This window comes from Pseudothioclava alba, from assembly GCF_033100795.1.
Classification (GTDB): Bacteria; Pseudomonadota; Alphaproteobacteria; order Rhodobacterales; family Rhodobacteraceae; genus Pseudothioclava.
On the sequence record NZ_JAWLVI010000001.1, the window covers coordinates 780,291 to 806,139 of the forward strand.

Annotated in this window: 21 protein-coding genes; 18 read left to right on the forward strand and 3 right to left on the reverse strand. The window is 63.0% G+C overall.

Annotation, left to right across the window (positions count from 1 at the left end; genetic code table 11):
• The first annotated feature begins 32 nt into the window (after positions 1 to 32).
• From RYZ20_RS03810 to RYZ20_RS03835, 6 genes are all read left to right on the forward strand, one after another.
• A complete protein-coding gene (locus tag RYZ20_RS03810; RefSeq protein WP_317670536.1) occupies positions 33 to 683 on the forward strand; it encodes an acyl-homoserine-lactone synthase in 651 nt (216 codons plus the stop codon).
• A gap of 297 nt (positions 684 to 980) precedes the next feature.
• The gene (locus RYZ20_RS03815; protein ID WP_317670537.1) at positions 981 to 2,576 is read left to right on the forward strand and encodes an ABC transporter substrate-binding protein; all 1,596 of its coding nucleotides are present in this window, start codon (positions 981 to 983) and stop codon (positions 2,574 to 2,576) included.
• A 98-nt stretch (positions 2,577 to 2,674) separates the two neighbouring features.
• Positions 2,675 to 3,682: an ABC transporter permease subunit gene (locus tag RYZ20_RS03820; protein WP_317670538.1), complete on the forward strand. Its 1,008-nt coding sequence runs from the start codon at positions 2,675 to 2,677 to the stop codon at positions 3,680 to 3,682.
• 1 nt (position 3,683) lies between these two features.
• Positions 3,684 to 4,577 (forward strand): ABC transporter permease subunit, encoded by an 894-nt coding sequence (locus RYZ20_RS03825; protein WP_317670539.1) that lies wholly within the window; start codon positions 3,684 to 3,686, stop codon positions 4,575 to 4,577.
• A gap of 4 nt (positions 4,578 to 4,581) precedes the next feature.
• Entirely contained in the window at positions 4,582 to 5,562 is a 981-nt protein-coding gene (locus RYZ20_RS03830) for an ABC transporter ATP-binding protein (protein ID WP_317670540.1), read from the forward strand.
• Entirely contained in the window at positions 5,559 to 6,515 is a 957-nt protein-coding gene (locus RYZ20_RS03835; protein WP_317670541.1) for an ABC transporter ATP-binding protein, read from the forward strand. The genes RYZ20_RS03830 and RYZ20_RS03835 overlap by 4 nt, the downstream gene beginning before the upstream one ends.
• A 71-nt stretch (positions 6,516 to 6,586) precedes the next feature.
• Here RYZ20_RS03835 and RYZ20_RS03840 read toward each other — a convergent pair whose 3' ends face one another.
• Together RYZ20_RS03840 and RYZ20_RS03845 are read right to left on the reverse strand one after the other, a co-directional pair.
• On the reverse strand, positions 6,587 to 7,702 hold the full coding sequence (locus tag RYZ20_RS03840; protein WP_317670542.1) for a CaiB/BaiF CoA transferase family protein: 1,116 nt from the start codon (positions 7,700 to 7,702) through the stop codon (positions 6,587 to 6,589).
• Complete coding sequence (locus tag RYZ20_RS03845) at positions 7,702 to 8,913, reverse strand: acyl-CoA dehydrogenase (RefSeq protein WP_317670543.1); 1,212 nt, start codon at positions 8,911 to 8,913, stop codon at positions 7,702 to 7,704. Before RYZ20_RS03845 ends, RYZ20_RS03840 begins: the two co-directional genes overlap by 1 nt.
• Before the next feature lie 114 nt (positions 8,914 to 9,027).
• Between RYZ20_RS03845 and RYZ20_RS03850 the strand changes: the two genes are divergently transcribed.
• The 12 genes from RYZ20_RS03850 to xylB all read left to right on the forward strand — a co-directional run bounded on the left by RYZ20_RS03850 (position 9,028) and on the right by xylB (position 23,635).
• Entirely contained in the window at positions 9,028 to 9,927 is a 900-nt protein-coding gene (locus tag RYZ20_RS03850) for a LysR substrate-binding domain-containing protein (RefSeq protein ID WP_317670544.1), read from the forward strand.
• A 192-nt stretch (positions 9,928 to 10,119) separates the two neighbouring features.
• Positions 10,120 to 12,321 (forward strand): NADP-dependent isocitrate dehydrogenase, encoded by a 2,202-nt coding sequence (locus RYZ20_RS03855; RefSeq protein ID WP_317670545.1) that lies wholly within the window; start codon positions 10,120 to 10,122, stop codon positions 12,319 to 12,321.
• A 123-nt stretch (positions 12,322 to 12,444) separates the two neighbouring features.
• Positions 12,445 to 13,395 (forward strand): sugar-binding transcriptional regulator, encoded by a 951-nt coding sequence (locus RYZ20_RS03860; RefSeq protein WP_317670546.1) that lies wholly within the window; start codon positions 12,445 to 12,447, stop codon positions 13,393 to 13,395.
• 202 nt (positions 13,396 to 13,597) lie between these two features.
• Entirely contained in the window at positions 13,598 to 14,905 is a 1,308-nt protein-coding gene (locus RYZ20_RS03865; RefSeq protein WP_317670547.1) for an ABC transporter substrate-binding protein, read from the forward strand.
• A gap of 72 nt (positions 14,906 to 14,977) precedes the next feature.
• On the forward strand, positions 14,978 to 15,850 hold the full coding sequence (locus RYZ20_RS03870) for a carbohydrate ABC transporter permease (protein ID WP_317670548.1): 873 nt from the start codon (positions 14,978 to 14,980) through the stop codon (positions 15,848 to 15,850).
• A gap of 3 nt (positions 15,851 to 15,853) precedes the next feature.
• Entirely contained in the window at positions 15,854 to 16,684 is an 831-nt protein-coding gene (locus RYZ20_RS03875) for a carbohydrate ABC transporter permease (RefSeq protein WP_317670549.1), read from the forward strand.
• A gap of 12 nt (positions 16,685 to 16,696) precedes the next feature.
• A complete protein-coding gene (locus RYZ20_RS03880) occupies positions 16,697 to 17,695 on the forward strand; it encodes an ABC transporter ATP-binding protein (RefSeq protein ID WP_317670550.1) in 999 nt (332 codons plus the stop codon).
• Positions 17,692 to 18,453: an L-iditol 2-dehydrogenase gene (locus tag RYZ20_RS03885; RefSeq protein ID WP_317670551.1), complete on the forward strand. Its 762-nt coding sequence runs from the start codon at positions 17,692 to 17,694 to the stop codon at positions 18,451 to 18,453. Before RYZ20_RS03880 ends, RYZ20_RS03885 begins: the two co-directional genes overlap by 4 nt.
• 29 nt (positions 18,454 to 18,482) lie before the next feature.
• Positions 18,483 to 19,958, forward strand: a complete 1,476-nt coding sequence (locus RYZ20_RS03890) for a mannitol dehydrogenase family protein (protein ID WP_317670552.1) — start codon at positions 18,483 to 18,485, stop codon at positions 19,956 to 19,958.
• Between the two features lies 1 nt (position 19,959).
• Positions 19,960 to 20,625, forward strand: coding sequence for an HAD family hydrolase (locus RYZ20_RS03895; protein ID WP_317670553.1), 666 nt, complete (start codon positions 19,960 to 19,962; stop codon positions 20,623 to 20,625).
• Positions 20,626 to 20,640: 15 nt separating this feature from the next.
• Positions 20,641 to 22,179 (forward strand): FGGY family pentulose kinase, encoded by a 1,539-nt coding sequence (locus RYZ20_RS03900; protein ID WP_317670554.1) that lies wholly within the window; start codon positions 20,641 to 20,643, stop codon positions 22,177 to 22,179.
• 22 nt (positions 22,180 to 22,201) lie between these two features.
• Positions 22,202 to 23,635, forward strand: coding sequence for a xylulokinase (gene xylB, locus RYZ20_RS03905; protein ID WP_317670555.1), 1,434 nt, complete (start codon positions 22,202 to 22,204; stop codon positions 23,633 to 23,635).
• On the opposite strand, the gene RYZ20_RS03910 is transcribed toward xylB, so the two are convergent.
• Positions 23,636 to 25,582, reverse strand: a complete 1,947-nt coding sequence (locus RYZ20_RS03910) for a methyl-accepting chemotaxis protein (RefSeq protein WP_317670556.1) — start codon at positions 25,580 to 25,582, stop codon at positions 23,636 to 23,638.
• Positions 25,583 to 25,849: the final 267 nt, after the last annotated feature.

Consider the following 25,849-nt stretch of genomic DNA (forward strand, 5'->3'; position numbering starts at 1 on the left):
CTTGAGTTTTGCCATCCAGAATGGAGGCACTCATGCAAAGCATCACGTTCGATTTCTCCGATTTTCACCGCCACGGCACCGCGTTCTACGAATTTCTCAGGCTTCGCAAAGCCGTATTCGTTGACCAGATGGGCTGGGATGTTCCCCATGACGACCTGGTCGAGATGGACCAGTATGACACGCCGCAGGCGCATTATTCGGTCGTGCTTGACGCAGACGGCCATTTGGTCGGCGGCGCACGCGCAATGGCGACCACCGCGCTTTGGGGGCCGCACAGCTATATGTTGCGCGATGCCCATCTGGGAAAGCTGAAATACATCCCGCCCGAGATTCTGCCCCATGACATCGCGACGCCGCAGGTTTGGGAATGCACGCGACTTGTTATTTCGGACCGGCTGACCACGCATGAGGCGCGCGCAACCTGCCTGCGGATGATCGTGGACGGTCTGGTTGAATGTGCGCAGGCGCAGGGCGCGACCGAGATGATCTGCCTCTCGTCGCTTGCCCTTATGCGGGCGCTCCGGCAGTTGGGCTATGATGTGACGCGCGCGGGACCGACCTATCGCAACGACGAGGACGGTCGGATTTATGCGGCCTTGCGGATGCCCGCCGCGCTTTCCGCCCTCTCGCGAGGCTCTGACGCAACGTCACAAACCGCGCGCCCCCTCGAAACCGCGGCCTAAAGCCGCATAAATCGGTGAGTCGCCCCGAAATCCGGGCGCCAAGCTCCCTAAAGACCTTTCATTCCCCTTGTTTTACAAGGGAAAAGCCTTGTGTTGCATTTTCCTGACCGCTTGTTCAAAGATTAAGCAGGCGCAGTTCACTTTGTGCCTCCGGTTGTCAGACCGGCCCAAAAAGCGGGCGACAGATCCGCGAAACATCCGGGGCAGGACACTCTTCCCGACAGCATAACGCCAAAGGCGAGGCGTCGGATTTCAGGCACCTGTTCGGGCTAAACAAATGTAAACAGGGAGTCACTCATGACTTTTCGCAAACTACTGACCACCACCGGCCTTCTGATGGCGCTGGCGGGGGCTGCTTCGGCACAACAGACGCTTGTCTATTGCTCCGAAGGCTCGCCCGAAGGCTTCGACCCGGCGCTTTACACCTCGGGGACGACCTTCGACGCCTCGGGCCAGACGGTCTATTCGCGCCTCGTCGAGTTCAAGACCGGCACGACCGAGGTTATCCCGGGCCTCGCCGAAAGCTACGAGGCATCGGCGGACGGTCTGGAATACACCTTCCACCTGCGCCCGGGCGTCAAATTCCATACCACCGGCTTCTTCACGCCCTCGCGCGACTTCAACGCCGATGACGTGATCTTCTCGTTCGAGCGCCAGCTGCGCGACGACAACGCCTATCACACCGTATCGGGCGGCACCTGGGAATATTTCGCGGGCATGTCGATGGGGGATCTCATCAAGTCGATCGAGAAGGTCGACGATCTGACGGTGAAATTCGTGCTCAACCGCCCCGAGGCGCCTTTCATCGCCAACCTCGCGATGGATTTTGCCTCGATCATGTCGGCGGAATATGCCGATCAGATGCTGGCCGCCGGCACGCCCGAGATGCTCAACCAGGAGCCCGTCGGCACCGGCCCGTTCCAGTTCGTCGCCTATCAGAAAGACGCGGTCATCCGCTACGCCAAGAACCCGAGCTACTTCCGCGACGGTCTACCGAAAGTGGATAACCTTGTCTTTGCGATCACGCCCGACGCTTCGGTGCGCTATCAGAAGCTTCAGGCAGGCGAATGCCATGTCATGCCCTATCCGAACCCGGCCGACATCGCCGGCATGAAGGATAACGCCGATGTGGTGATGATGGAGCAAGAGGGTCTCAACGTCGGCTATATGGCCTATAACACGCAGGTTGCGCCCTTCGATAACCCGAAGGTCCGCAAGGCGCTGAACATGGCGATGGACAAGCAGGCGATCATCGACGTCGTGTTCCAGGGCTCGGGTCAGGTTGCGAAAAACCCAATCCCGCCGACCATGTGGTCCTATAACGACGCGGTTCAGGATGATGCCTATGATCCGGCAGCCGCCAAGGCCATGCTTGAGGCCGAGGGCGTCAAGGATCTGTCGATGAAGGTCTGGGCAATGCCGGTGCAGCGCCCCTACAACCCGAACGCGCGCCGCATGGCCGAGCTGATTCAAGAGGATTTCTCGAAAATCGGCGTCAAGGTCGAGATCGTCTCTTATGAATGGGGCGAGTATCTGGACCGCTCGAAGGCGACCGACCGCGACGGCGCGGTGCTTCTGGGCTGGACGGGCGACAATGGCGATCCGGACAACTTCCTCGCCGTGCTTCTGGGCTGCGATGGCGTGGGCGGGTCGAACCGCGCGCAATGGTGCCACCAGCCCTTCGAAGATGCGATCCAGAAGGCCAAAACCGTGACCGACGCGGCAGAGCGCACCAGGCTTTACGAAGAGGCTCAGGCGATCTTCAAGGATCAGGCGCCTTGGGCGACCATCGCGCATTCGGTCGTGTTCATGCCGATGCGTCCCGAGGTCGAGGGCTATGTGGTCCACCCGCTTGGCAGCCACATCTTCACCGAAGTCGGCCTGAAGCAATAAGCGCGGGCTAACCCTATCATCGGGCGGCGGCCGGGCAACCGGCCCCGCCTTTTGCCACACCAGAGGTCCATCGTGGCCACTGTCCGAAAGGCACATAGATGCTTCGCTATCTGCTTGAAAAGATATTCACTTTCGTCCCCACGTTTATCGGGGTGACGCTGATCTCCTTCGCCTTTATCCGCGTCCTGCCCGGTGATCCGATCATCGTGATGGCGGGCGAGCGCGGCGTCACACCCGAGCGCTACAAAGAGCTGCAAGAGCAATTCGGCTTTGACCGTCCGATGCTGGCGCAGTTCTGGGATTATATGAACGGCGTGCTGCATGGCGATCTGGGCACCTCTTTCGTAACCAAGAAACCGGTCTGGGACGAGTTCTTCGCGCTCTTCCCCGCGACGCTGGAGCTGTCGATCTGCGCGATCATCATCGCGATCGCGCTTGGCATTCCGGCGGGGGTGATTGCGGCGACGCATCGTGGCAAGTTCTTTGACCGCACGCTGATGTCCACCGCCCTTGTCGGCTATTCGATGCCGATCTTCTGGTGGGCGCTGTTGCTGATCATCGTCTTCTCGGGGATGCTGCGCTGGACGCCGGTGTCGGGGCGCATTGATCTGCTGTATTTCTTCCCCGATGTGACGGGCTTCATGCTGATCGACAGCCTTTTGTCGGGGCAGAAGGGCGCGTTTGCATCGGCGGTGTCGCATCTCGTGCTGCCCTCGATCGTTCTGGCGACGATCCCGCTGGCGGTCATCGCGCGGCAAACCCGTTCGGCGATGCTGGAGGTGCTGTCCGAGGACTATATCCGCACCGCCCGCGCGAAAGGGCTTTCTCCGTTTCGTGTCAATGGCTTGCACGCCCTTCGCAATGCAATGATCCCGGTGATTACCGTGATCGGCCTGTCGGTCGGCACGCTGCTGGCCGGCGCGATCCTGACCGAAACGATCTTTAGCTGGCCGGGCATCGGCAAGTGGATGGTCGATAGCATCTTCCGGCGCGACTATCCGGTCGTGCAGGGCGGCCTGTTGCTGGTCGCGGTGGCCGTGATGGTCGTGAACCTTGTCGTGGATCTGCTCTACGGCCTCATCAACCCCAAGATCCGGAAGCGCTGATATGGCCGAGACGATCACCAACACCCCCGCCCGCCCCGGCCGCCTGCAAGAGTTCTGGCGCTATTTCCGCGAGAACCGCGGCGCTGTGATCGGGCTTTATGTGTTCGCCGCCTTCGTCGCTCTGGCACTTGGCGCCGATGTCATCGCGCCCTTCGACCCGACGGTGCAGGACCGCGCGGCAACCCTTCTGCCACCCGGCTGGACCGAGGGCGGCAACTGGAGCCACCCTCTTGGCACCGACCCCCTGGGGCGCGACATCCTTTCGCGGCTCCTGTATGGGGCGCGCTATTCGTTCTTCGTCGGCATCGTCGTTGTGGTTATTGCGGCGACGGGCGGCATTCTGGTCGGTCTGGTGGCGGGCTTTGCGCCGCGCTGGCTGGATACGATCATCATGCGGATCATGGACATCATCCTGTCCTTCCCCTCACTGTTGCTGGCGCTGGTGCTGGTGGCCATTCTGGGGCCGTCGCTTTTGAACGCGATGATCGCCATCGCCATCGTCTTGCAGCCCCATTACGTGCGCCTGACCCGCGCCGCCGTGATGACCGAGCGCAGCAAGGATTATGTGATTTCCGCGCGCGTCGCGGGTGCGAAACTGGGGCGGCTGATGTTCATTACCGTGCTGCCCAACTGCCTTGCCCCGATCATCGTGCAGGCGGCGCTGAGCTTTTCAAACGCGATCCTAGATGTGGCGGCTCTTGGCTTTCTGGGGATGGGCGCGCAGCCGCCAACGCCCGAATGGGGCACGATGCTGGCCGAGGCGCGCGAGTTCATCCTGCGCGCGTGGTGGGTGGTTACCTTCCCTGGCCTTGCGATCCTGATCACCGTTTTGTCGATCAACCTGATGGGTGACGGGCTGCGCGATGCGCTCGACCCGAAACTGAAACGGAGCTGAGATCATGTCCCTTCTCAACATCCGCAATCTCACCGTCGAATTCGCGACCGCAGGCGGGCAGTTCCGCGCGGTGGACGGGGTCGATATTACCGTCGATCAGGGCGATGTTCTGGCCATTGTGGGCGAAAGCGGCTCGGGGAAATCCGTGTCGATGCTGGCGATGATGGGGCTTTTGCCCTGGACCGCCACGATCACCGCCGATGAAATGAGCTTTGACGGCCGCGACATCCGTAAACTCAGCGCGAGACAGCGCCGCTCGGTGATCGGGCGCGACATGGCGATGATTTTCCAGGAACCCATGTCGTCGCTAAACCCCTGCTTCACCGTCGGCTTCCAGATCAAAGAGTCGCTCAAGCAGCACCTCAATCTGGACCGCAAGGCACGCCATGCGCGCGCGGTGGAACTGCTTGATCTGGTCGGCATTCCGGCGCCGGAAAAGCGGCTTTCGGCCTTTCCGCACCAGCTTTCGGGCGGCATGAGCCAGCGCGTGATGATCGCGATGGCGCTGGCCTGCAAGCCGCGGCTTCTGATCGCGGACGAGCCGACGACGGCACTGGATGTGACCATTCAGGCGCAGATCCTTGATCTGCTGAGCGACCTGCAAAAAGAGACCGGCATGGCGCTGATCCTGATTACGCATGATATGGGCGTGGTCGCGGAAACCGCGCAGCGGGTGCAGGTGCAATACGCAGGCCAGAAGGTCGAGGAGCAACCCGTCGGCACGCTCTTTGAAACCCCGCATCACCCCTATACTTCGGCGCTTCTGGCGGCGCTCCCCGAGCGCGCGACCGAACGGCGGCTGCCCACGATCCCGGGCGTTGTTCCGGGGCAGTTCGACCGCCCGCAAGGGTGCCTGTTTTCGCCGCGCTGCGCGATGGCGACGGACCTGTGCCGCATGACACCGCCGCCGGTGCAAGATGCCCGCATGGGGCTTGCGCGTTGCCACTTCCCGCTTGGCGCCGATCTGAAGGAGACCGCCCTATGAGTGCCCCTGTCGTGATCGCCGAAAACCTTGCGCGTCATTACGAGGTGGGCGGCGGATTATTCTCAAAACCCAATGTCGTCAAAGCCTTGTCGCACGCGAGCTTCTCTATCGAGCCGGGCAAGACGCTGGCGGTTGTGGGGGAATCGGGGTGCGGAAAATCGACGCTGGCACGCCTGATTACCCTGATCGAGGAACCCACCGCCGGCACACTGAGCATCGGTGGCACCCCCGCCACGCCCGCGAATTGGGACAAGCTGCGCTCGGACATGCAGATCGTGTTTCAAGACCCCTACGGCTCGCTCAACCTACGCCACCGCGTGGGGTCGATCCTTGAGGAACCGCTGAAAATCAACCGCCCCGAGATGTCGGCGCAAGACCGGCAGGCGAAGGCGCGCGAGATGATGGCACTGGTCGGCCTGCGCCCCGAGCATTACGACCGCTTCCCGCATATGTTCTCGGGCGGGCAGCGCCAGCGAATCGCGATTGCGCGCGCGCTGATGCTGGAACCGAAGCTTCTGGTGCTGGATGAGCCTGTTTCGGCGCTGGACCTGTCGATCCAGTCGCAGGTGCTGAACCTGCTGCTCGATCTGCAAGAGCGTCTGGATCTTGCCTATCTGTTCATCTCGCATGATCTGTCGGTGGTGCGCCATGTGGCCGATGAGGTGATCGTGATGTATCTGGGCCGTCCGGTTGAATTTGGCGCCCGCGATCAGGTGTTCGACGCCCCGCGTCACCCCTATACCAAGGCGCTTTTGTCAGCGACGCCCACAACCGAGCCGCATCTGCGGCGCGAGCGGATCAAGCTTGAGGGCGAGCTTCCCTCACCCCTGAACGTGCCCGAAGGCTGCCCCTTCGCGCCGCGCTGCTGGAAGGCGAAAGACATCTGCCGCCAGACCCGCCCCGAGCTGTCAGGCCAGCCCCACCCGGCGGCCTGCCACTTCCCCGAGGGCTGAACAGGATTGCGCCCGCACTCCGGGGGGACCGGACGCGGGCGCAACAGCGGGGCATAGGAGAGTTGGAACGCCTACCCTTGCCCCAGCTTCGGCGCGGGTCGGGCTTCGGCCAGCGCGCTTTCGGAAAACCGGATCGGCGTGCGGATACCCGCGATGCCCTCGGCCTCGATCCGCATTCCCCGCGCTTGCACCTGCGGGTCCGCGAATACCTCGTCAACCGCGTTGATCGGGCCAGCGGGCACGGTGGCCTCTTCCAGCGCGGCCAGAATCCCCGCCTTGGTAAAGCGCGCGAGTTCCGCCACGATCAGCGGGCGCAACTCGGCCCGATGGGCGACGCGCGCCTCGTTGGTGGCAAAGCGCGGGTCAGAGCCAAGCGCATTTTGCCCGATCACGGTGCAGAACCGCCGGAACTGACCGTCATTGCCCACCGCCAGAATGATCGAGCCATCGGCAACCGGCAGCACCTCGTAGGGCGCGATATTCGGATGCGCATTGCCAAGGCGTTTGGGCGCGCGGCCAGTGGCAAGGAAATTCATCCCCTGATTGGCCAGCACCCCAACCGCGCAATCCAGAAGCGCCATATCGACCAACTGCCCGCGCCCCGTCACCGCGCGCGCCGCCAGCGCCGCCTGAATGCCGATCACCGCATAAAGGCCGGTGAACAGGTCGGCAAAAGCCACGCCGACCTTTTGCGGCTCCCCCGCAGGGTCGCCGGTCAGGTCCATCCAGCCCGCCATGCCCTGGATCAAAAAGTCATAGCCCGCGCGTTCCGCATAAGGCCCGTTCTGCCCGAACCCGGTGATCGAGCAATAGACCAGACGCGGGTTGATCGCGCTGAGGCTTTCGTAATCCAGCCCGTATTTCTTAAGGCCGCCCAGCTTGAAATTCTCGATCACCACATCGGCATCGGCCACAAGTTCACGCACCAGCGTTTGCCCCTCGGGCGTGCGAAAATCGGCAATAACCGACCGCTTGCCACGGTTGGTCGCATGGAAGTAGGCAGCCGCGCGGTCGCCCTCGCGTTCGATAAAGGGCGGTCCCCAACGGCGGGTATCATCGCCTTCGGGAGCCTCGACCTTGATCACTTCGGCCCCGAGATCGGCCAGCACCTGACCGGCCCAGGGGCCAGCCAGAATCCGCGCCAGCTCGACGACTTTCAGGCCGTTCAGGGGCGTTTGGCCCTGCATCAGAAGAACGCCTGAATGCCGGTTTGCGCACGGCCAAGGATCAGCGCGTGGACGTCATGCGTGCCCTCGTAGGTGTTCACCGTCTCAAGGTTTTGCGCGTGGCGCATCACGCCATAGCCGATCTGCGTGCCGTTGCCGCCGTGCATGTCGCGCGCCATCCGCGCAATATCCAGCGCCTTGCCACAGTTGTTGCGCTTGATCAGCGAGATCATCTCGGGCGCGGCATTGCCTGCGTCCATCAGGCGCCCGACTTGCAGCGCGGCTTGCAGGCCCAGAACGATCTCGGTCTGCATATCGGCCAGTTTTTTCTGGTAAAGCTGCGTGCCAGCCAGCGGCTTGCGGAACTGGTGGCGGTCCAGACCGTAGCTGCGCGCGCGGTGCCAGCTATCTTCGGCAGCGCCCATCACGCCCCAAGCGATGCCATAGCGGGCGCGGTTAAGACAGCCGAACGGACCTTTCAGTCCCTCGACGTTCGGCAGCAGCGCGTCTTCGCCCACCTCGACATTTTCCATAACGATCTCGCCGGTCACCGAAGCCCGAAGTGAGAGCTTGCCTTCGATCTTCGGTGCCGAGAGACCTTTCATGCCTTTTTCAAGCACGAAGCCACGGATTTTCCCCTCATGCGCGTCGGATTTCGCCCAGACGACAAAGACATCCGCGATGGGCGCATTGGTGATCCACATCTTTGCGCCGGTCAGGCGGTAGCCGCCGTCGATTTTCTCGGCGCGGGTTTTCATGCCTGCCGGGTCGGAACCGGCCTCGGGCTCGGTCAGGCCGAAGCAGCCGATCCATTCGCCAGACGCCAGTTTCGGCAGGTATTTCGCGCGCTGCTCGTCGGTGCCATAGGCGTAGATCGGATACATCACGAGCGAGCTTTGCACCGACATCATCGACCGATAGCCCGAGTCGACGCGTTCGATCTCGCGCGCAACAAGGCCATAGGTCACATATCCTGCGCCAAGGCCGCCGTATTCCTCGGGGATGGTCGCGCCCAGAAGCCCCTGCTCGCCCATTTCGGCAAAAATCGCGGGGTCGGTGTATTCGTCCAGATAGGCGCGCTCGACGCGGGGCGCGAGCTTGTCCTGCGCGAACGCACGGGCCGCTTCGGCCATCATGCGTTCTTCTTCGGTCAGCTGGTCGGCAAGGCGCAGCGCGTCTTCCCAGTCGAAGGTCGACAGATCGGGGCGGTCTTTGGCTTTCAGGCGGGTCATCGGCGTTCCTTTCATATTTGGGGCACCCTACCCAAGGCCGGACGCCCGTGCCAACGAAATAAATTGCGAAGTTGATGAGTTTTGCGCATAAATACTCCAGACCGGAGGCCCGCCATGCGCAAGAGATACATCCCGACCGTGACCGAGTTAGAGGCGTTTTCCGCCTGTGCGCGGCTTGGCACGACGACGCTGGCGGCCGAGCACCTGAACCTGACGCAAAGCGCGATTTCGCGGGCGGTCGGGTCGCTGGAAGACCGGCTTGGCGTGGCGCTGTTCCACCGTGTCCGCCAGAGGCTTGTGCTTTCGCCCGCAGGCCAGTCTTTTCAGGATCAGGCTGACGAAATCCTGCGCCATCTGAACAGTGCGGCCAGTGGCGTGATGGCCTTTGGCGGGCGTGATGCGGTGCTGCGTCTGGCGGTCCTGCCAAGTTTCGCGCGCTCCTGGCTGATCCCGCGTCTTGGCGGCTTTGCGACAGCGCACCCCGAGGTGAGCCTCGACCTTTCCGCGCGGCTTGATCCGGTGGATTTCACCCGCGAGCCGGTTGACCTTGCGATCATGCGTTCTCAGCATGAACCCGCGGGCGCCACATCCGAGGCGATCCTGCCAGAGCGCCTTGTGACCGTGGCAGCCCCCACCTTGCTGGCGGGGCGCGTCGCGCTAACCGACGAGGCGCTTTTGACGCTGCCCTTGTTGCAACAATCCACCCGCCCGACGCTCTGGCTGGACTGGTTCCGCGAGACCGAGCTGGACCCGCGCCAGATTTTGCGCGGCGCGAGGTTCGCGCATTTCGACATGGTGCTGGATGCGGCGATTGCGGGGCTTGGCGTGGGGCTGGTGCCGGATCTGATTGCCGCACGCGCGCTGGCTTCGGGCGCGGTGGTGCAGGCCACACCCCGCCATTTCGACACGGGCGAATCCTACGCACTTATCCGGCCCGTGCGCGAAACCCAAGGCGGGCCGGTTGCTGCCTTTCGCGACTGGCTGATCGGCGAAATCGCGAGCCTTCACCGCTAACATCCGCGCGCGCCCGGAAAACCGGTCCTTGGGCGCAGGTTTTTCACGCGGTATACAATGGCACACATTGACTTCACGCCCCCTCTCGGCTAGGGGCAAAGGCGATCGCACCGGACAGGTTGCACCCCGTCCGGCGTTGCCAGCAATCACTCACGCAGGCCGCATCGGCCCAGTGGAAAGAGGACGGACATCATGGCCAAGACCGAGACCCCCGACATCATCTATACCATCGTGGACGAAGCGCCCGAGCTTGCCCGTGGCTCGCTTCTGCCGATCATCCGCGCCTTTGCCGCGCCCGCAGGCGTCAATGTCGAGACCCGCGACATCTCGCTCGCCGCGCGCGTCCTGTCGGCCTTCCCCGACTACCTGACCGAAGCGCAGCGCGTGTCCGATGACCTGGCCGAGCTTGGCGAACTGGTGAAAACCCCCGAAGCAAACGTCATCAAACTACCGAACGTCTCGGCCTCGGTGCCGCAGCTTGTCGCCGCCATCAAAGAGCTTCAGTCGCAAGGCTACGCCCTGCCCGACTACCCCGAAGTTGCCACGACCGACGCGGAAAAAGAGGTCAAGGCACGCTATGACGTGATCAAGGGCTCGGCCGTGAACCCCGTTCTGCGCGAGGGGAACTCGGACCGCCGTTCGGCCAAGGCTGTCAAGGCCTACGCGATGCAGAACCCTCATTCGATGGGCGAGTGGACCTCGGCCTCGAAAACCACCGTCGCCGCGATGCCCGGCAACGACTTCTTCGCAAACGAAAAGGCCGCGACAATCACCGCAGCCCAGGCTGGTGGCGCGAAGATCGTTTTCACCGACACTTCGGGCGCGGAAACCGTTCTGAAAGACGGGCTGAAATATATCGAGGGCGAAGTCGTTGACGCGACCTTCCTGTCGGCCAAGGCTCTGCGCGCGTTCATCAAGGCCGAAATCGCCTCGATGGAGCCGGGTGTGCTGTTCTCGGTCCACCTGAAAGCCACGATGATGAAGGTCTCGGACCCGATCATCTTTGGCCATTTCGTCAGCGTCTATCTGGAAGACTTCATCGCCAAGCATGACGCCGCGCTGAAAGAGCTTGGCTGGAACCCGAATTCGGGCATCGGCGATCTGGAAGCCCGCATCAAGGGCAACGCCGCGCTGGAGGCCGATCTGGCCGCCGCGCTCGCAGCACGTCCGCCGATGTATATGGTGAACTCGGACAAGGGCATCACCAACCTGCATGTGCCCTCGGACGTTATCATCGACGCTTCGATGCCCGCCGTCATCCGCGCGGGCGGCATCGGCTGGGGCCCGGATGGCAAGGCGGCTGACACCAAGTGCTGCATCCCGGACAATTCCTACGCCTGCGTCTACGACGAGACGGTCAACTACTTCAAAGAGACCGGCAAGCTGGATGTGACCACCGCAGGCGCCGTGTCGAATGTTGGCCTGATGGCACAGAAGGCCGAGGAATACGGCTCGCACCCGACCACGTTTGAAATTCCGGCGGATGGCTCGGTGAAAATCGTGCTGGCATCGGGTGAAGTGCTCCATGACCACGCGGTCGAAAAGGGCGACATCTGGCGTTCGTGCACCGCGAAGAAGGCGCCGATCCTCGACTGGATCCAGTTGGGCATCGCGCGCACCAAGGCCACGGGTGCCGCCGCGTTCTGGCTGGATGCGAACCGCGCCCATGATGCGGAACTTATCAAATACGTCGTGCCCGCGCTGAAAGAAGCCGGCATCGAGATCCCGATCATGGCCCCGCGTGAGGCTACCCGCTTCTCGCTGGAGACAATGCGCGCGGGCAAGGACTGCGTCACCATCACCGGCAACGTTCTGCGCGACTACCTGACCGACCTCTTCCCGATCCTCGAACTTGGCACCTCGGCCAAGATGCTGTCGATCGTGAAGCTGATGAACGGCGGCGGCATGTTCGAAACCGGCGCTGGCGGCTCGGCCCCCAAGCACGTTCAGCAGCTGGTTCAGGAAAACCACCTGCGTTGGGACAGCCTGGGCGAGTTCTGCGCACTTGGCGAAAGCCTGAACTTCCTTGCGGACTCGCGTGGCAAGGCAAAGGCAGCGGTTCTGGGCGCAGCGGTCGATGCGGCCACGCAGAAGGTTCTGGAGAACGGCAACTCGCCCGAGCGCAAGGTCGGCTCGAACGACAACCGCTCGTCGCACTACTGGTTCGCCCGCTACTGGGCCGAAGCCCTTGCCGCCCAAGGCGATGATGCGGAACTCGCCGCGCATTTCGCCCCGATCGCCAACGCGCTGGTGGAAAAGGAAGCCGCTATTCTGGCCGAACTGAAAGCCGACGAAGGCAAGCCCGCCGATCTGGGTGGCTACTACCACGCCGATCCGGCCAAGGTCGCCGCTGTGATGCGCCCCTCGGCCACGCTGAACGCGATCATCGGCTGATCGAACGGCACATAGAACAAACGGAAGGGGGCAGATTTGCCCCCTTTCTTTTTGCCCTGCCCGCTTGGCAAAGGGCGCGGGCTTCCGCTAAGCCTTGGGAAAGAGCCGCCGGGAGACGCGCCAATGGAAGCCAACAAACGACTGGACGATGCGGCCCGTGCGGCGTGGCTGTCCTATATTGGCGGCAAGACGCAGGACGAGATCGCGCAGATCCTTGGCGTGTCGCGCCAATCCGCGCAGCGGCTAGTCAGTCAGGCGATGCAGGCCGGGCTGGTGAAGGTGCGCATCGACCACCCGATTACCGATTGTCTGATGCTGGCCGAGCAGCTCAAAGCGGCCTGCGGGCTGGCCTATTGCACGATTACCCCCACCCTGCCCGGCTCGGATAGTGCGGCGGGCATTGCGGTGGCTTTGGCGGATCTGCTGGAGCAGACGCTTTCGCAACCCGAGCCGCAGATCATCGGGCTTGGCACCGGGCGCACGCTGCGTGCCGCCGTTCAGGCGATGCCACATCTGGATTGCAAACAGCACAAGGTCGTCTCGCTGACCGGCAATATCTCGGCCGATGGCTCGACCGCCTATTACAACGTTCTGTTTACGATTTCCGACAAGGTGACGGCGCCCACCTATCCGCTGCCGATGCCGGTGCTGGCCGCCTCGCCCGCGGAACGCGAGGCGCTGACCGGCCAGAAAACCGTTGCCACGACGCGCGATCTGGCGGGGCGCGCAACGCTGAATATCGTCGGCATCGGTGAATTGGACGACCGCGCGCCGCTGCTATTGGACGGGTTCATCAACGAGGCCGATCTGGCGCGCCTGCGCGCGGCGGGCGCGATTGGCGAGATCACCGGATGGGCCTTTGACGCGCAAGGCACACTGATTTCGGGCCTCTCGAACGAGCGCGTGACCTCGGCTCCGCTAGGGCTACGCAGCGCGGATCAGGGCGTTCTGACCGTCGCAGCAGCCAAGGGCGATTCGAAAATTCCGGGCATTCTGGGGGCCACGCGCGGCGGGCTGATTAACGGTTTGATTACCGACGAGGCCACCGCGCGCGCCATTCTTGCCGCTCTGTAATCCGCCCCTCCTGCTTAACAACCCTTCGGAAACCTTTGTTTTCGCGCCGAATTGTTAGCGCGAACATTTCCGCGCATCCCCTTTCTCGCGACAATTCTGTATCCTGTGACTATCTGCGTCACGGAACCCTGTTGACAGGTTCATACGCTTGGTGCGAATAATTGCCCAGCAATGTAGCAATTGCTCATTTCGGGAGGAACCTATGAAAAACCTGACCCGCGCCCTTCTGGGCGCTACCGCTCTTGTGGCTGCCGGCTTTGCCGCACAAGCCGAAACGATCACCGTCGCGACCGTGAACAACGGCGACATGATCCGTATGCAAGGCCTGATGGACGACTTCAACGCCAAGCACCCCGACATCACCGTCGAGTGGGTCACGCTGGAAGAGAACGTCCTGCGCCAGAAAGTCACCACCGACATCGCCACCAAAGGCGGCCAGTTCGACGTGATGACCATCGGCACCTACGAAGTTCCGATCTGGGGCAAGCAGGGCTGGCTCGTGCCGCTGGAATTCTCGGCGGACTACGATGTTGACGACCTGCTGCCCGCGATCCGTGGCGGCCTGACCGTTGACGGCAACCTCTACGCCGCACCCTTCTACGGCGAATCCTCGATGGTCATGTATCGCAAGGACCTGATGGAAAAAGCGGGCCTCACCATGCCCGACGCGCCGACCTGGGCACAGATCAAAGAAGCCGCCGCAGCGATGACCGACAAGGCATCGGAAACCTACGGCATCTGCCTGCGCGGCAAGGCCGGCTGGGGCGAGAACATGGCTTTCCTGTCGGCTATGGCGAACTCCTATGGCGCCAAGTGGTTCGACATGGACTGGAACCCGCAGTTCAACGGCGATGCGTGGAAAGCCACCCTCACCGACTATCTTGAGCTGATGAACAACTACGGCCCGCCCGGTGCCTCGAACAACGGCTTCAACGAAAACCTCGCGCTGTTCCAGCAGGGCAAGTGCGGCATGTGGATCGACGCAACCGTTGCCGCCTCCTTCGTGACCAACCCGAAGGACTCGACCGTGGCTGACAAGGTCGGCTTCGCTCTCGCCCCCGATACCGGCAAGGGCAAGCGCGGCAACTGGCTCTGGGCATGGTCGCTGGGTATCCCGGCTGGCACCCAGAAGGTCGACGCTGCAAAGGCCTTCGTTGAGTGGGCGACGTCCAAGGACTACACCGCGCTTGTCGCTTCGAAAGAAGGCTGGGCTAACGTGCCTCCGGGCACCCGCACCTCGCTTTACGAGAACGCCGAATACGCCAAGGTTCCGTTCGCCAAGATGACGATCGACTCGATCAATACGGCAGACCCGAACCATCCGACCGTGGATGAAGTGCCTTATGTCGGCGTGCAATTCGTCGCGATCCCCGAGTTCCAGGGCGTAGCCACGGCCGTCGGCCAGCAATTCTCGGCAGCACTGGCTGGCACGACCTCGGCTGAGGACGCACTGGCAAACGCGCAAGCTCTGACCGAGCGCGAAATGAAGAAGTCCGGCTACATCAAGTAACCGGCCCTCCCAGACTGGGGCGGCGTGATCCATACGCCGCCCCTTTTCTCATCCAGCTTCCGGAGAGACCCGATGTCCACGCAAGCCTCCCGCGCGTCTGCGCGCCTGATGATTTCCCCCGCGGTCCTGCTATTGCTTGGCTGGATGATTGTGCCGCTTGCGATGACCGTCTGGTTCTCGCTCCAGCGTTACAACCTGTTGATGCCGGGCATGGAAGCGTTCATCGGCCTCGACAATTACGAATACTTCCTGACCGACCCCGCCTTTGTCACCGCCATCTGGAATACGCTGGCGCTGGTCCTTGGCGTGCTGGTCATCACCGTGATCGGTGGCACGCTTCTGGCGCTGTTGCTGGACCAGCCGATGTGGGGCCAAGGGATCGTGCGTATCCTTGTGATCGCACCCTTCTTCGTCATGCCGACCGTTTCGGCGCTGGTGTGGAAGAACATGTTCATGAACCCCGTGAACGGTCTTTTCGCCCACATCGCCAAGGCGTTTGGCCTGCAACCCTTTGATTTTCTGTCACAAGCGCCGCTTGCCTCGATCATCGGAATCGTAAGCTGGCAGTGGCTGCCCTTTGCGACGCTGATCCTGCTGACCGCGCTGCAATCGCTTGACCGCGAGCAGCTTGAGGCCGCCGAAATGGATGGCGCAGGCGTCTTCTCGCGCTTCTTCTATATCATGCTGCCGCATCTGGCGCGCGCCGCGACCGTGGTAATCCTGATCCAGACGATCTTCCTGTTGGGCGTCTTCGCAGAGATCCTTGTGACCACCAACGGCGGCCCGGGCACGGCCTCGACCACGCTGACCTATCTCGTCTATGTCCAGTCGCTTTTGCAGTTCGACGTGGGTGGCGGTGCTGCGGGCGGGGTTATCGCCATCGTGCTGGCCAATATCGTTGCGATCTTCCTGATGCGGATGATCGGCAAGAACCTGGAGGCCTGATCCATGTCCCGCGCAGTTACCCCCCGCCGCAAGGCAATCACCACTGTCCTTGCATGGATTGTCGGTTTCCTGATCTTCTTTCCGATCCTCTGGACGATTGTTCTGTCGTTCAAATCCGAGGGCGACGCGATCTCTGCCCCTTTGAACGTGCTGACCTCGACCTGGACGATGGAAAGCTACGAGGCCGTGCAGGAGCGCTCGAACTACTTCCTGCACTTCTGGAACTCGGTCGTGATTTCCTTCGGCTCGACCATCGCAGCGCTTGTCATCGCGATCCCCGCCGCTTGGGCAATGGCCTTTGTGCCGGGCAAGCGCACCAAGGATGTGCTGATGTGGATGCTCTCGACCAAGATGATGCCCGCCGTGGGCGTGCTGGTCCCGATCTACCTTTTGTTCCGCGACATGGGGCTTTTGGACACGCGCACTGGCCTTGTCATCGTTCTGACGCTGATGAACCTGCCGATCGTGGTCTGGATGCTTTACACCTACTTCAAGGAAATCCCGTCAGAGATCCTTGAGGCCGCACGGATGGACGGGGCGACGCTGCGTTCGGAAATCCTTTATGTGCTGACGCCGATGGCGGTTCCGGGGATTGCCTCGACGCTTCTTCTGAACGTGATCCTCGCCTGGAACGAGGCCTTCTGGACCCTCAACCTGACAGCGGCCAAGGCCGCGCCCTTGACGGCGTTTATCGCCTCCTACTCCAGCCCCGAAGGGCTTTTCTACGCAAAACTCTCGGCCGCCTCGACGCTCGCCATCGCACCGATCCTGATCCTTGGCTGGTTCAGCCAGAAACAATTGGTGCGCGGCCTGACCTTCGGCGCTGTGAAATAAGGACTTGATAAGATGGGAAAAATTCAACTCAAATCCGTGCGCAAAGCCTTTGGCGATGTCGAGGTTATTCCGCCGCTGGACCTGACGATCAATGACGGCGAGTTTGTCGTCTTCGTCGGCCCGTCGGGTTGCGGCAAATCCACGCTTCTGCGCCTGATCGCAGGGCTGGAGGATGTGACCTCGGGCGAGATTTCGATCAACGACACGCCCGTCACCGCCCTGCCACCAGCCAAGCGCGGCCTTGCGATGGTGTTCCAGTCCTACGCGCTTTACCCGCATATGTCGGTGAAGAAAAACATCGCCTTCCCGATGAAAATGGCGGGGCTGCCGGTCGAGGAACAGGAAAAGCGGATCGAGGCCGCCGCCAAGGCGCTGAACCTCACCGACTATCTTGATCGCAAGCCGGGTCAGCTTTCGGGCGGTCAGCGCCAGCGTGTTGCCATCGGGCGCGCGATCGTGCGTGAACCGACCGCGTTCCTGTTTGACGAGCCGCTCTCGAACCTTGATGCGGCGCTGCGCGTGAACATGCGTCTGGAAATTTCCGAGCTGCACCAGAAGCTTGCAACCACGATGATCTATGTGACCCACGATCAGGTCGAGGCCATGACCATGGCCGACAAGATCGTCGTGCTGCACGCAGGCCGGATCGAACAGGTGGGCTCGCCGCTGGAGCTTTATCGCAAGCCGCAAAACCGCTTTGTTGCGGGCTTCATCGGCTCGCCCAAGATGAACTTCATCGAAGGCGCCGAGGCCGCCAAACACGGCGCCCACGCTATCGGCATCCGCCCCGAGCATATCGCCATTTCGGCAACCGAGGGCGCGTGGAAAGGCACCGTCGGCGTGTCGGAGCACCTTGGGTCGGACACCTTCCTGCATGTCGCAACCGAGTTCGGCACCATCAACGTGCGGGCGGGCGGCGAGGTCAACCTGCACCACGGCGACACAGTCTACCTGACGCCGGACCTCGAACAGCTCCACCGTTTCGACGCCGAAGGACGCGCACTGGCATGAGGCTTCACGGCAAACGCGCCCTGATCACGGGGGCCGCGCGCGGCATCGGGCGCGCTTTCGCGGAAGGCTATATCCGCGAAGGCGCCGAGGTCGTGATCGGTGACATCGACATCGCGCGGGCGCGTGAAACCGCGGCCGAGATCGGCGCGAGCGCCCTCCCACTTGATGTCACCTCGCAAGAGAGCATCGACGCGGCGATGGCGGAAATGCAGGCAGGCGGCGGGATCGACATTCTGATCAACAACGCCGCCATCTTCACCGCCGCCCCCATCGTCGAGATCGACCGCGCCACCTATCAGCGCGTCTTCGACATCAACGTCGCCGGCACCCTGTTTACCCTGCAGGCGGCAGCCAAGCTGATGATCGAGCAAGGCCGCGGCGGCAAGATCATCAACATGGCCAGTCAGGCCGGGCGGCGCGGCGAGGCGCTTGTCGCGGTATATTGCGCGACCAAGGCGGCCGTGATCAGCCTGACGCAATCGGCGGGGCTGAACCTGATCCGGCACGGCATCAACGTCAACGCCATCGCACCGGGCGTGGTGGATGGCGAACACTGGGAAGGCGTCGACGCCTTCTTCGCCAAATACGAGAACAAACCCTTGGGCCAAAAGAAAAAAGAGGTGGGCCTTGCCGTCCCCTTCGGGCGCATGGGAACCGCCGAAGACCTGACGGGAATGGCCGTTTTCCTTGCCTCGAAAGAGGCCGAATACATCGTCGCCCAGACCTACAATGTCGACGGCGGCAACTGGATGAGCTGACCCGAAACCCTATTCGAAAGACTTGGCCGATGAGCATGAAACTCTCGCTTGAAACGCTCGATACGCTGCCCGAGGCGGTTGCAAAACCCGCCTATGACCGCAGCGATCTGACCCCCGGCATCCTGCATTTCGGGGTCGGCAATTTTCACCGCGCGCATCAGGCGGTCTATCTGGACCGGCTGTTCTCGAAAGGGCTTGGCCGCGATTTCGCGATCATCGGTGCGGGCGTCATGCCTGCCGACAAAAAGGCGCGCGAAATCATGGCTGCGCAAGATTTCCTGACCCTTGTAGTCGAGCAATCCGCCGATGCTTCGGACGCCCGCGTTACCGGCCCGATGGTTGATTATATTGAACCCGGCCAGACCGCGCGCCTGATTGCAACGATGGCCGATCCTGCGATCCGCATCGTGTCAATGACGATCACCGAGGGCGGGTATTTTCTGGATGCGACCGACACCTTCGACCCGACGCATCCTGCCATCCAGAAGGACGCCGCGAACCCCGACGCGCCCGAGACGGTTTTCGGCCTGATCGTGGCGGGGCTGCGTGCGCGCCGTGCGGCGGGCCTTGCGCCCTTCACCGTGATGAGCTGTGACAACATTCCGCACAACGGCGTTGTCACCCGCAACGCGGTTTGCGGCGTGGCCAAGCTGATCGACGGCGAACTGGCCGAGTGGATCGCCGCCAATGTCGCCTTCCCGAACGGGATGGTGGACCGGATCACGCCCGCCACCTCGGACCGCGAGCGTCGTCTGGCTGCGGAAGAGCACGGCGTTGCGGACCAATGGCCGATTTTCTGCGAGGATTTCATCCAATGGGTGCTGGAGGACAACTTCCCCGCCGGTCGCCCTCCGCTGGAAGAGGCGGGCGTGCAATTCGTCGCGGATGTGACGCCGTTCGAGCTGATGAAAATCCGTATTCTCAATGGTGGCCATGCGGTCATCGCCTATCCGGGCGGGCTTTTGGGGATCGAGTTTGTCCACGAGGCGATGGAGCACCCGCTGATCCGCGCCTTCCTTGACAAGATCACCGAAGAAGAAATCCGCCCCGTCGTGCCGCCGGTCCCCGACACCGATACCAAGGACTATGCCGCGCTGATCTCGCACCGCTTTGCCAACCCGAAGATTGGCGACACCGAGCGCCGCCTGTGCCTTGACGGCTCGAACCGGCAGCCGAAGTTTATCGTCCCCTCGATCCGCGATGCGATTGCGAAGGGTGGCAAGTTCACCGGCCTCGCGCTCGAAAGCGCGCTGTGGTGCCGCTATTGCTATGGCACGGACGAGGCGGGCCACGAGATCGCGCCGAACGATCCGAACTGGGAGCGCCTTGTGCCGATCGCACGCGAGGCAAAATCGCGCCCCGAGGCATGGCTTGCGCAAGAGGCGGTTTACGGCACGCTTGGCCAGAATGACGCCTTCCGCGCGGCCTTCGCTACCGCGCTGAATTCGCTGTGGAAAAACGGCGTCGAGGCGACGCTCACCACCTATCTGGAGGACCGCCTGTAACATGCGCCCCGGCCTCGTGATCTTTGACTGTGACGGCGTGCTCGTGGATAGCGAGCCGTTGTCGCTGGCGGTTTTGCGCGAGGTTGTGTCCGAGGCTGGTTGCACCCTGCCCGAAGATTGGGCGTGGGACCGGCTGTTGGGGCGGTCGATCTCCACGGTCATTGCCGCAATCCACGACGATTTCGGCTTTGAACTGGGCGAGGCACATCTGGCACAGATCCGCGCGCGTCTGCTGGCGCGGTTCCGCGCGGAACTGGGCGCGATTCCGGGCGTGGCGGAGGTGATCTCCACCCTGCCCGCCCCCGTCTGCGTGGCCTCGTCTTCACAGCCCGAACGCATCGCCTGCTCGCTAAAAGTCACGGGGCTGGAGGCGCTGTTCGGGCGCCATGTGTTCTCGGCCACGATGGTTGAAAACGGAAAACCCGCGCCCGATCTGTTCCTTCTGGCCGCGCAGGAAATGGGGGTTGCGCCCGAAGATTGCGTCGTGATCGAGGATAGCATCGCCGGAATTCAGGCCGCCAAAGCCGCCGGAATGCGGGTGATCGGGTTCACCGGCGGCTCGCACGCAATCCCCGCCCGCCTGCCAGAAAAGGTCCGCGCCGAAAGGCCCGACGCGATCTTGCTGGCGATGCGGGATTTGCCTGCTACGATAGATGCGTTGAACTGACGGATCACCTCTGACATGAGCTTTATCTGCGCAATCGACGTTGGAACCGCCTCCGCGCGCGCGGGGATTTTCGACCTTGAGGGGCGGCTTTTGGGCCGCGAATCCCGCCCGATTATCCTGTGGCAAGAGGGCGGGCTGTCGGCGCTGTCCTCCTCGAATATCATCGAGGCGATTTGCGACGCGGTGCAGGCGGCGCTTGCGATGGCGCGGGTCGAGCCGCGCGAGGTCGCGGCCCTTGGGTTCGATGCGACCTGCTCTTTGGTGCTGCGCAACAGATCGGGCGGTCCCTTGATGGAAAACGGGCGCGACACGATCCCGTGGTTCGATCACCGCGCCCTGCACGAGGCCGCCAAGATCGACAAGACCGGCGATAAGGTTCTGGATTATCTAGGGAAAACCATATCCCCCGAGATGCAGGTGCCGAAACTTCTGTGGCTAAAGCAACAGCGCCCCGATCTATGGGAAGCGCTTGGTGGCGCCTATGATCTGGCGGATTTCCTGACCCTTTGGGCGACCGGATCGACGCGTCGGTCGATCTGCACGCTGGCGGCGAAATGGACCTACCTGCCCGACGCGGGCGGCTGGCAGCAGGCGTTTTTCGACCGGATCGGCCTGTCGGACCTGCGCGAAAAGGCGGCCCTGCCGGACGCGGCATCAGCGGTGGGCACGGCTATCGGCGCGCTGACCTCCGAGGCCGCCACACGGCTGGGCCTGCGCGCGGGGATACCCGTCGCGGCGGGGATGATCGACGCCTATGCAGGCGCATTGGGTGTGCTGGGAAACTCGACTGACGCCAGCCCCGCTTTGGCGATGATTGCGGGCACATCGACCTGCATCATGGCCCTGTCGCCGCAACCTTGGGCCGCGCCCGGTGTCTGGGGGCCGTTCGATGGCGCGGTTCTGCCCGGCGTTCAGGCTTGCGAAGGCGGTCAATCTGCCACGGGCGCGCTGCTGGATCACGTCATGCGGATCAACGGGTTAGAGCCAACGGGCGAAACCCACGAACGGATCGAGCGCCACATCCGCACCTGTCTGTCGCGCGAGGGGATGGCCTACGCCAGCGGGCTGCACCTTCTGCCCGATTTCAACGGCAACCGCTCGCCCTTCGGGGATGCGATGGCGCGCGGCACGATCATCGGGCTGACGCTGGAGCGCGGGTTCGAAGCGGCCTGTCGGCTTTACTGGCGCGCGGCCGTCGCGCTGGCGCTAGGGGTGCGCCAGATCGTTGAGCATATGCAGGCCCACGGCGGGCCGCGCGCGGACCGCCTGATCCTGACCGGCGGGCATGGGCGATCCGAACTGCTGGTGCAGCTTTACGCCGATGTGACGGGGCGCGAAGTGCATCTGTGCCACCAGCCCGACGCGGTGCTGACCGGCACAGCGATGGCCGCCGCCGCCGCTGGCCCCTTGGGCGATATTCGCACGGCTGCCGCCGCGATGTCCTTTGGCACGCGCCCCTATCCGCCCTCGCCCGAGCGCCACGCCGCCTTCGCCCGCGACTACGAAATTTTCCTGCAACTGCAATCCTGCCGCAGCGCAATTTCCGCGCTCTAGGCTCCCCCGAAAGGCGCGCCCGATGTTTCTTGGCCTCGATCTAGGCACCTCTGGCCTGAAAGCCCTGTTGATCAATGACGCGCAGCAGATCGTCGCGCAGCATACGGCGGCACTGACGGTCTCGCGCCCGCATGAGGGCTGGTCCGAGCAAGCCCCCGCCGACTGGATCGTCGCCTGTGAAACCGCGATCGAGGCAATCCGCGCCGAAGCGCCTGCCGCACTGGCCGCGCTGAAGGGCATTGGCCTCTCGGGGCAGATGCATGGCGCGACGCTCTTGGACGGGGCCGACCAGCCGCTGCGCCCCTGCCTGTTGTGGAACGACACCCGCGCACAGGCGCAGGCCGAGCGGCTGGATGCCGACCCGCAGTTTCGTGAAATTTCGGGCAATATCGTCTTTGCGGGCTTTACCGCGCCGAAGGTGATGTGGGTGGCAGAGACCGAGCCATCCACATTCGAAAAGACCCGCAAGATATTGCTTCCAAAGGATTACCTTCGCCTCTGGCTGACCGGAGAGCATGTCTCGGAAATGTCGGATGCGGCGGGGACAAGCTGGCTGGACACCGGCGCGCGCGATTGGTCCGACGCGCTGCTAGAGGCTTCGGGGATGCGCCGCGACCAGATGCCCGCGCTTGTCGAAGGCTCGGAAGTGTCCGGCCTGTTGCGCCCGGAACTCGCCGCACGGTGGGGTATCAAGGGCGCGGTTCCGGTGGCTGGTGGCGCGGGTGACAACGCGGCCAGCGCCATCGGCGCAGGCACGATCCGCCCCGGACGCGGCTTTATCTCGCTTGGCACCTCGGGCGTTCTGTTTGCCGCGAACGCCGCCTACCGCCCCAACCCCGCAAGTGCCGTGCACAGCTTTTGCCACGCGCTGCCGGATACATGGCACCAGATGGGGGTGATCCTGTCGGCGGCCTCGGCGCTTGGCTGGTATGCCGATCTGGTGGGGACCGCGCCTGCCGATCTGACGCGCGCGCTTGGGGACGATCTGTTGCCGCCCGGAGAGGCGCTGTTCCTGCCCTATCTGGCGGGGGAGCGCACGCCCTATAACAGCGCGAGCCTGCGCGCGCGCTTTGACGGGCTTTCCGCACGCGCAGACCGCGAGAGCCTGACGCGGGCGGTTCTGGAAGGGGTCGCCTATGCGCTGAAGGACAATCAGGCGGCGCTGGCGGCGGCGGGCACCGCGCCCGAACCTTTGCTGGCGATGGGTGGCGGCTCGCGCTCGTCCTATTGGCTGCGGGTGATTGCAACGGTGCTGGACGTGCCTGTTTTGTTACCCGCAGAAGGGGATTTCGGGGCGGCCTTCGGGGCGGCGCGGCTTGGGATTCTGGCGGCAACAGGTGCCACACCAGACGAGGTCTGCACCCCGCCCGCGATTGCCGCGACCATCGAACCAGAGCGCGACCTGAGCGCCGCCTTCGCCGAAGGTTACGCCCGCTTCACCGCCGCTCCGCGCTAATCAGGACGCAAGGCGCGAACCTTCGTCCACACCGCTCTCTGCCCAGTCCTGCGACTGCAGGCGGAACACCGATGACGCCTCGCGCAGCGCGACCGCATGGTTGCGCAACGCCTGCACCGCGGCCGAGCTTTCCTCGAACATGGCCGCGTTCTGCTGCGTCACCTGATCGAGCTGGTTGACCGCGACCGACACCTCGTTCAGCCCCACGGCCTGTTCGTCCGACGAGGCCGCAATCGTGCGCAACTGCCCGTCCAGTTCGGCAACCAGCGCCTCGATTTCACCAAGCGAGTTGCCCGACTGCGTGGCCAGCGTGACCCCTTCGCGCACCTGCTTTTCCGAGGTTCCGATCAGCTCGGCAATCTCGCGCGCGGCCTCGGAGGAGCGCTGCGCCAGCGCACGCACCTCGGAGGCCACAACCGCAAATCCGCGCCCTGTCTCGCCTGCCCGCGCGGCCTCGACGCCGGCGTTCAGCGCCAGAAGATTGGTCTGGAAGGCAATGTCGTCGATCACGCCGGTGATCCGCGAGATCTTGTCCGAGCTTTGCGCAATATCGGTCATCGCCTTGAGTGTGCGCTCGACTACGACACGCCCCGCACCGGTGGTTTCGCGCGTCCGTTCAACCGCTTGCGCCGCTTCTTTCGCGCCCCGCGCCGAGCTTTCCACCGAAGAGGTCAACTGGTTCATCGCCGCAGCTGTTTCCTCCAGAGAGGCCGCCTGCGTTTCCGTCCGCCGCCCCATTTCGACCGAGGCCTGGTTCAGGCTTGTGGTTTCCCCCTCGATCGAGCGCGCGCTCTCGACAATGCCGGTCGCAAGTCGCGCGAACTGTTCGATCGCATTATTGAAATCGTGGCGCAGCTGTTCGTAGGAGGGCGGGAAAACCTCGGAGATCGAGACCGTCAGATCGCCTTGCGACATCTCGGCAAGGCTCTTGGCGATCCGGTCGACAACGCGCGCCTGTTCAGCCATCAGCCGTTCACGTTCGGCCTGTGCCTCGGCGCGTTCGGCGTCGCGCTCGGCCTGACTGCGTTCTTCTTCGTGGTGACGCTCTTCGGCTGCGCGGGCCTCGCGCTCGGCGGCTGCAATCTGCTGGCGCGCTGCCGCCTCCTTCGCCTCGGCGAGTTCGGCATCGCGCTCATGCTGTCTGCGTTCCAGCTCTGCCTGGCCCAGCAAAGCCACGCGGAACCCATCCAGTTCGCGCGCCATTTCGCCAAATTCAGACCGCGCACCGAGATGCGGCACCGGCGTCTCCAGATCGCCCGCCGCCATCGCCTTCATCCGCTGATCTAGGTGCCGGATCGGCCCCGTGACCGTGCGCGCCAGAAGCGCCGAGATCGCAACCAGCACGACCAGGCAGGCAAGAAATGCCTGGATCGCAGCCGATTGCATATGCGCCTGATCGGCCTCGATGTCGGTCACATAGGCGCCGGTTCCGATGATCCATCCCCAAGGCGCGAACTCCTGCACATAGCCGACCTTCGGCTCCGGCAGGGGGCTGTCGGGCTTATTGAAATAATAGCGGATCGCCCCCTCGCCCGAGGTCTGAACGATTTTCAGCATCTCCTGAAAGATTTTCGTGCCGACCGCATCCTCATACTCGCCCTGATAGGTGCCAATCCATTTCGGGATCGTCGGGTGAACCTGAATGACGAGATCGTGGTCGAGCACATAGAAATAGCCCGCATCGCCGAAATGCATCGTCATCAGAGCCTGCCGCCCGCGCTCTTGCGCCTCTTCCAGCGTCAGTGCGCCGGTCTCGACCCCGGCCTGAAGCGCCTCGAGCGAGCTGATCGCAGTATCGGTGACCTCGCCCAGATGGGCATCAAGGGTCTCATGCGCGTCTTCGATCGCGTAGGACATGACAAGCTGCGACACCGCCGCAAGCGCAATCGCAGAGACGATAACGATCGCGTAGATCCGCGCGGGTATCCGGTAGAGTAAAGCCAGCATATCAGCCTCCTCAAACTGATGATCCCGCTATCATCTGAGCCGAAAAGCAAACAAATCGTTCAATTCGAATATCTGCGTCGCCATGCCTGCAAGGCGAGATGCAGCCCAGAAAAAAGGTATGAAACCGTCACTCCGGGTGCCAACGGCGCCCCTATCTTGTTGTTTTATATTCTGTTTGAAAGCCCCCCGTTACGAGATGCCTCTCCCTGACGCGCGACATCCGCAACGTCCATTTCGGACACGTCTATTATCAAAGGTATGCATTCA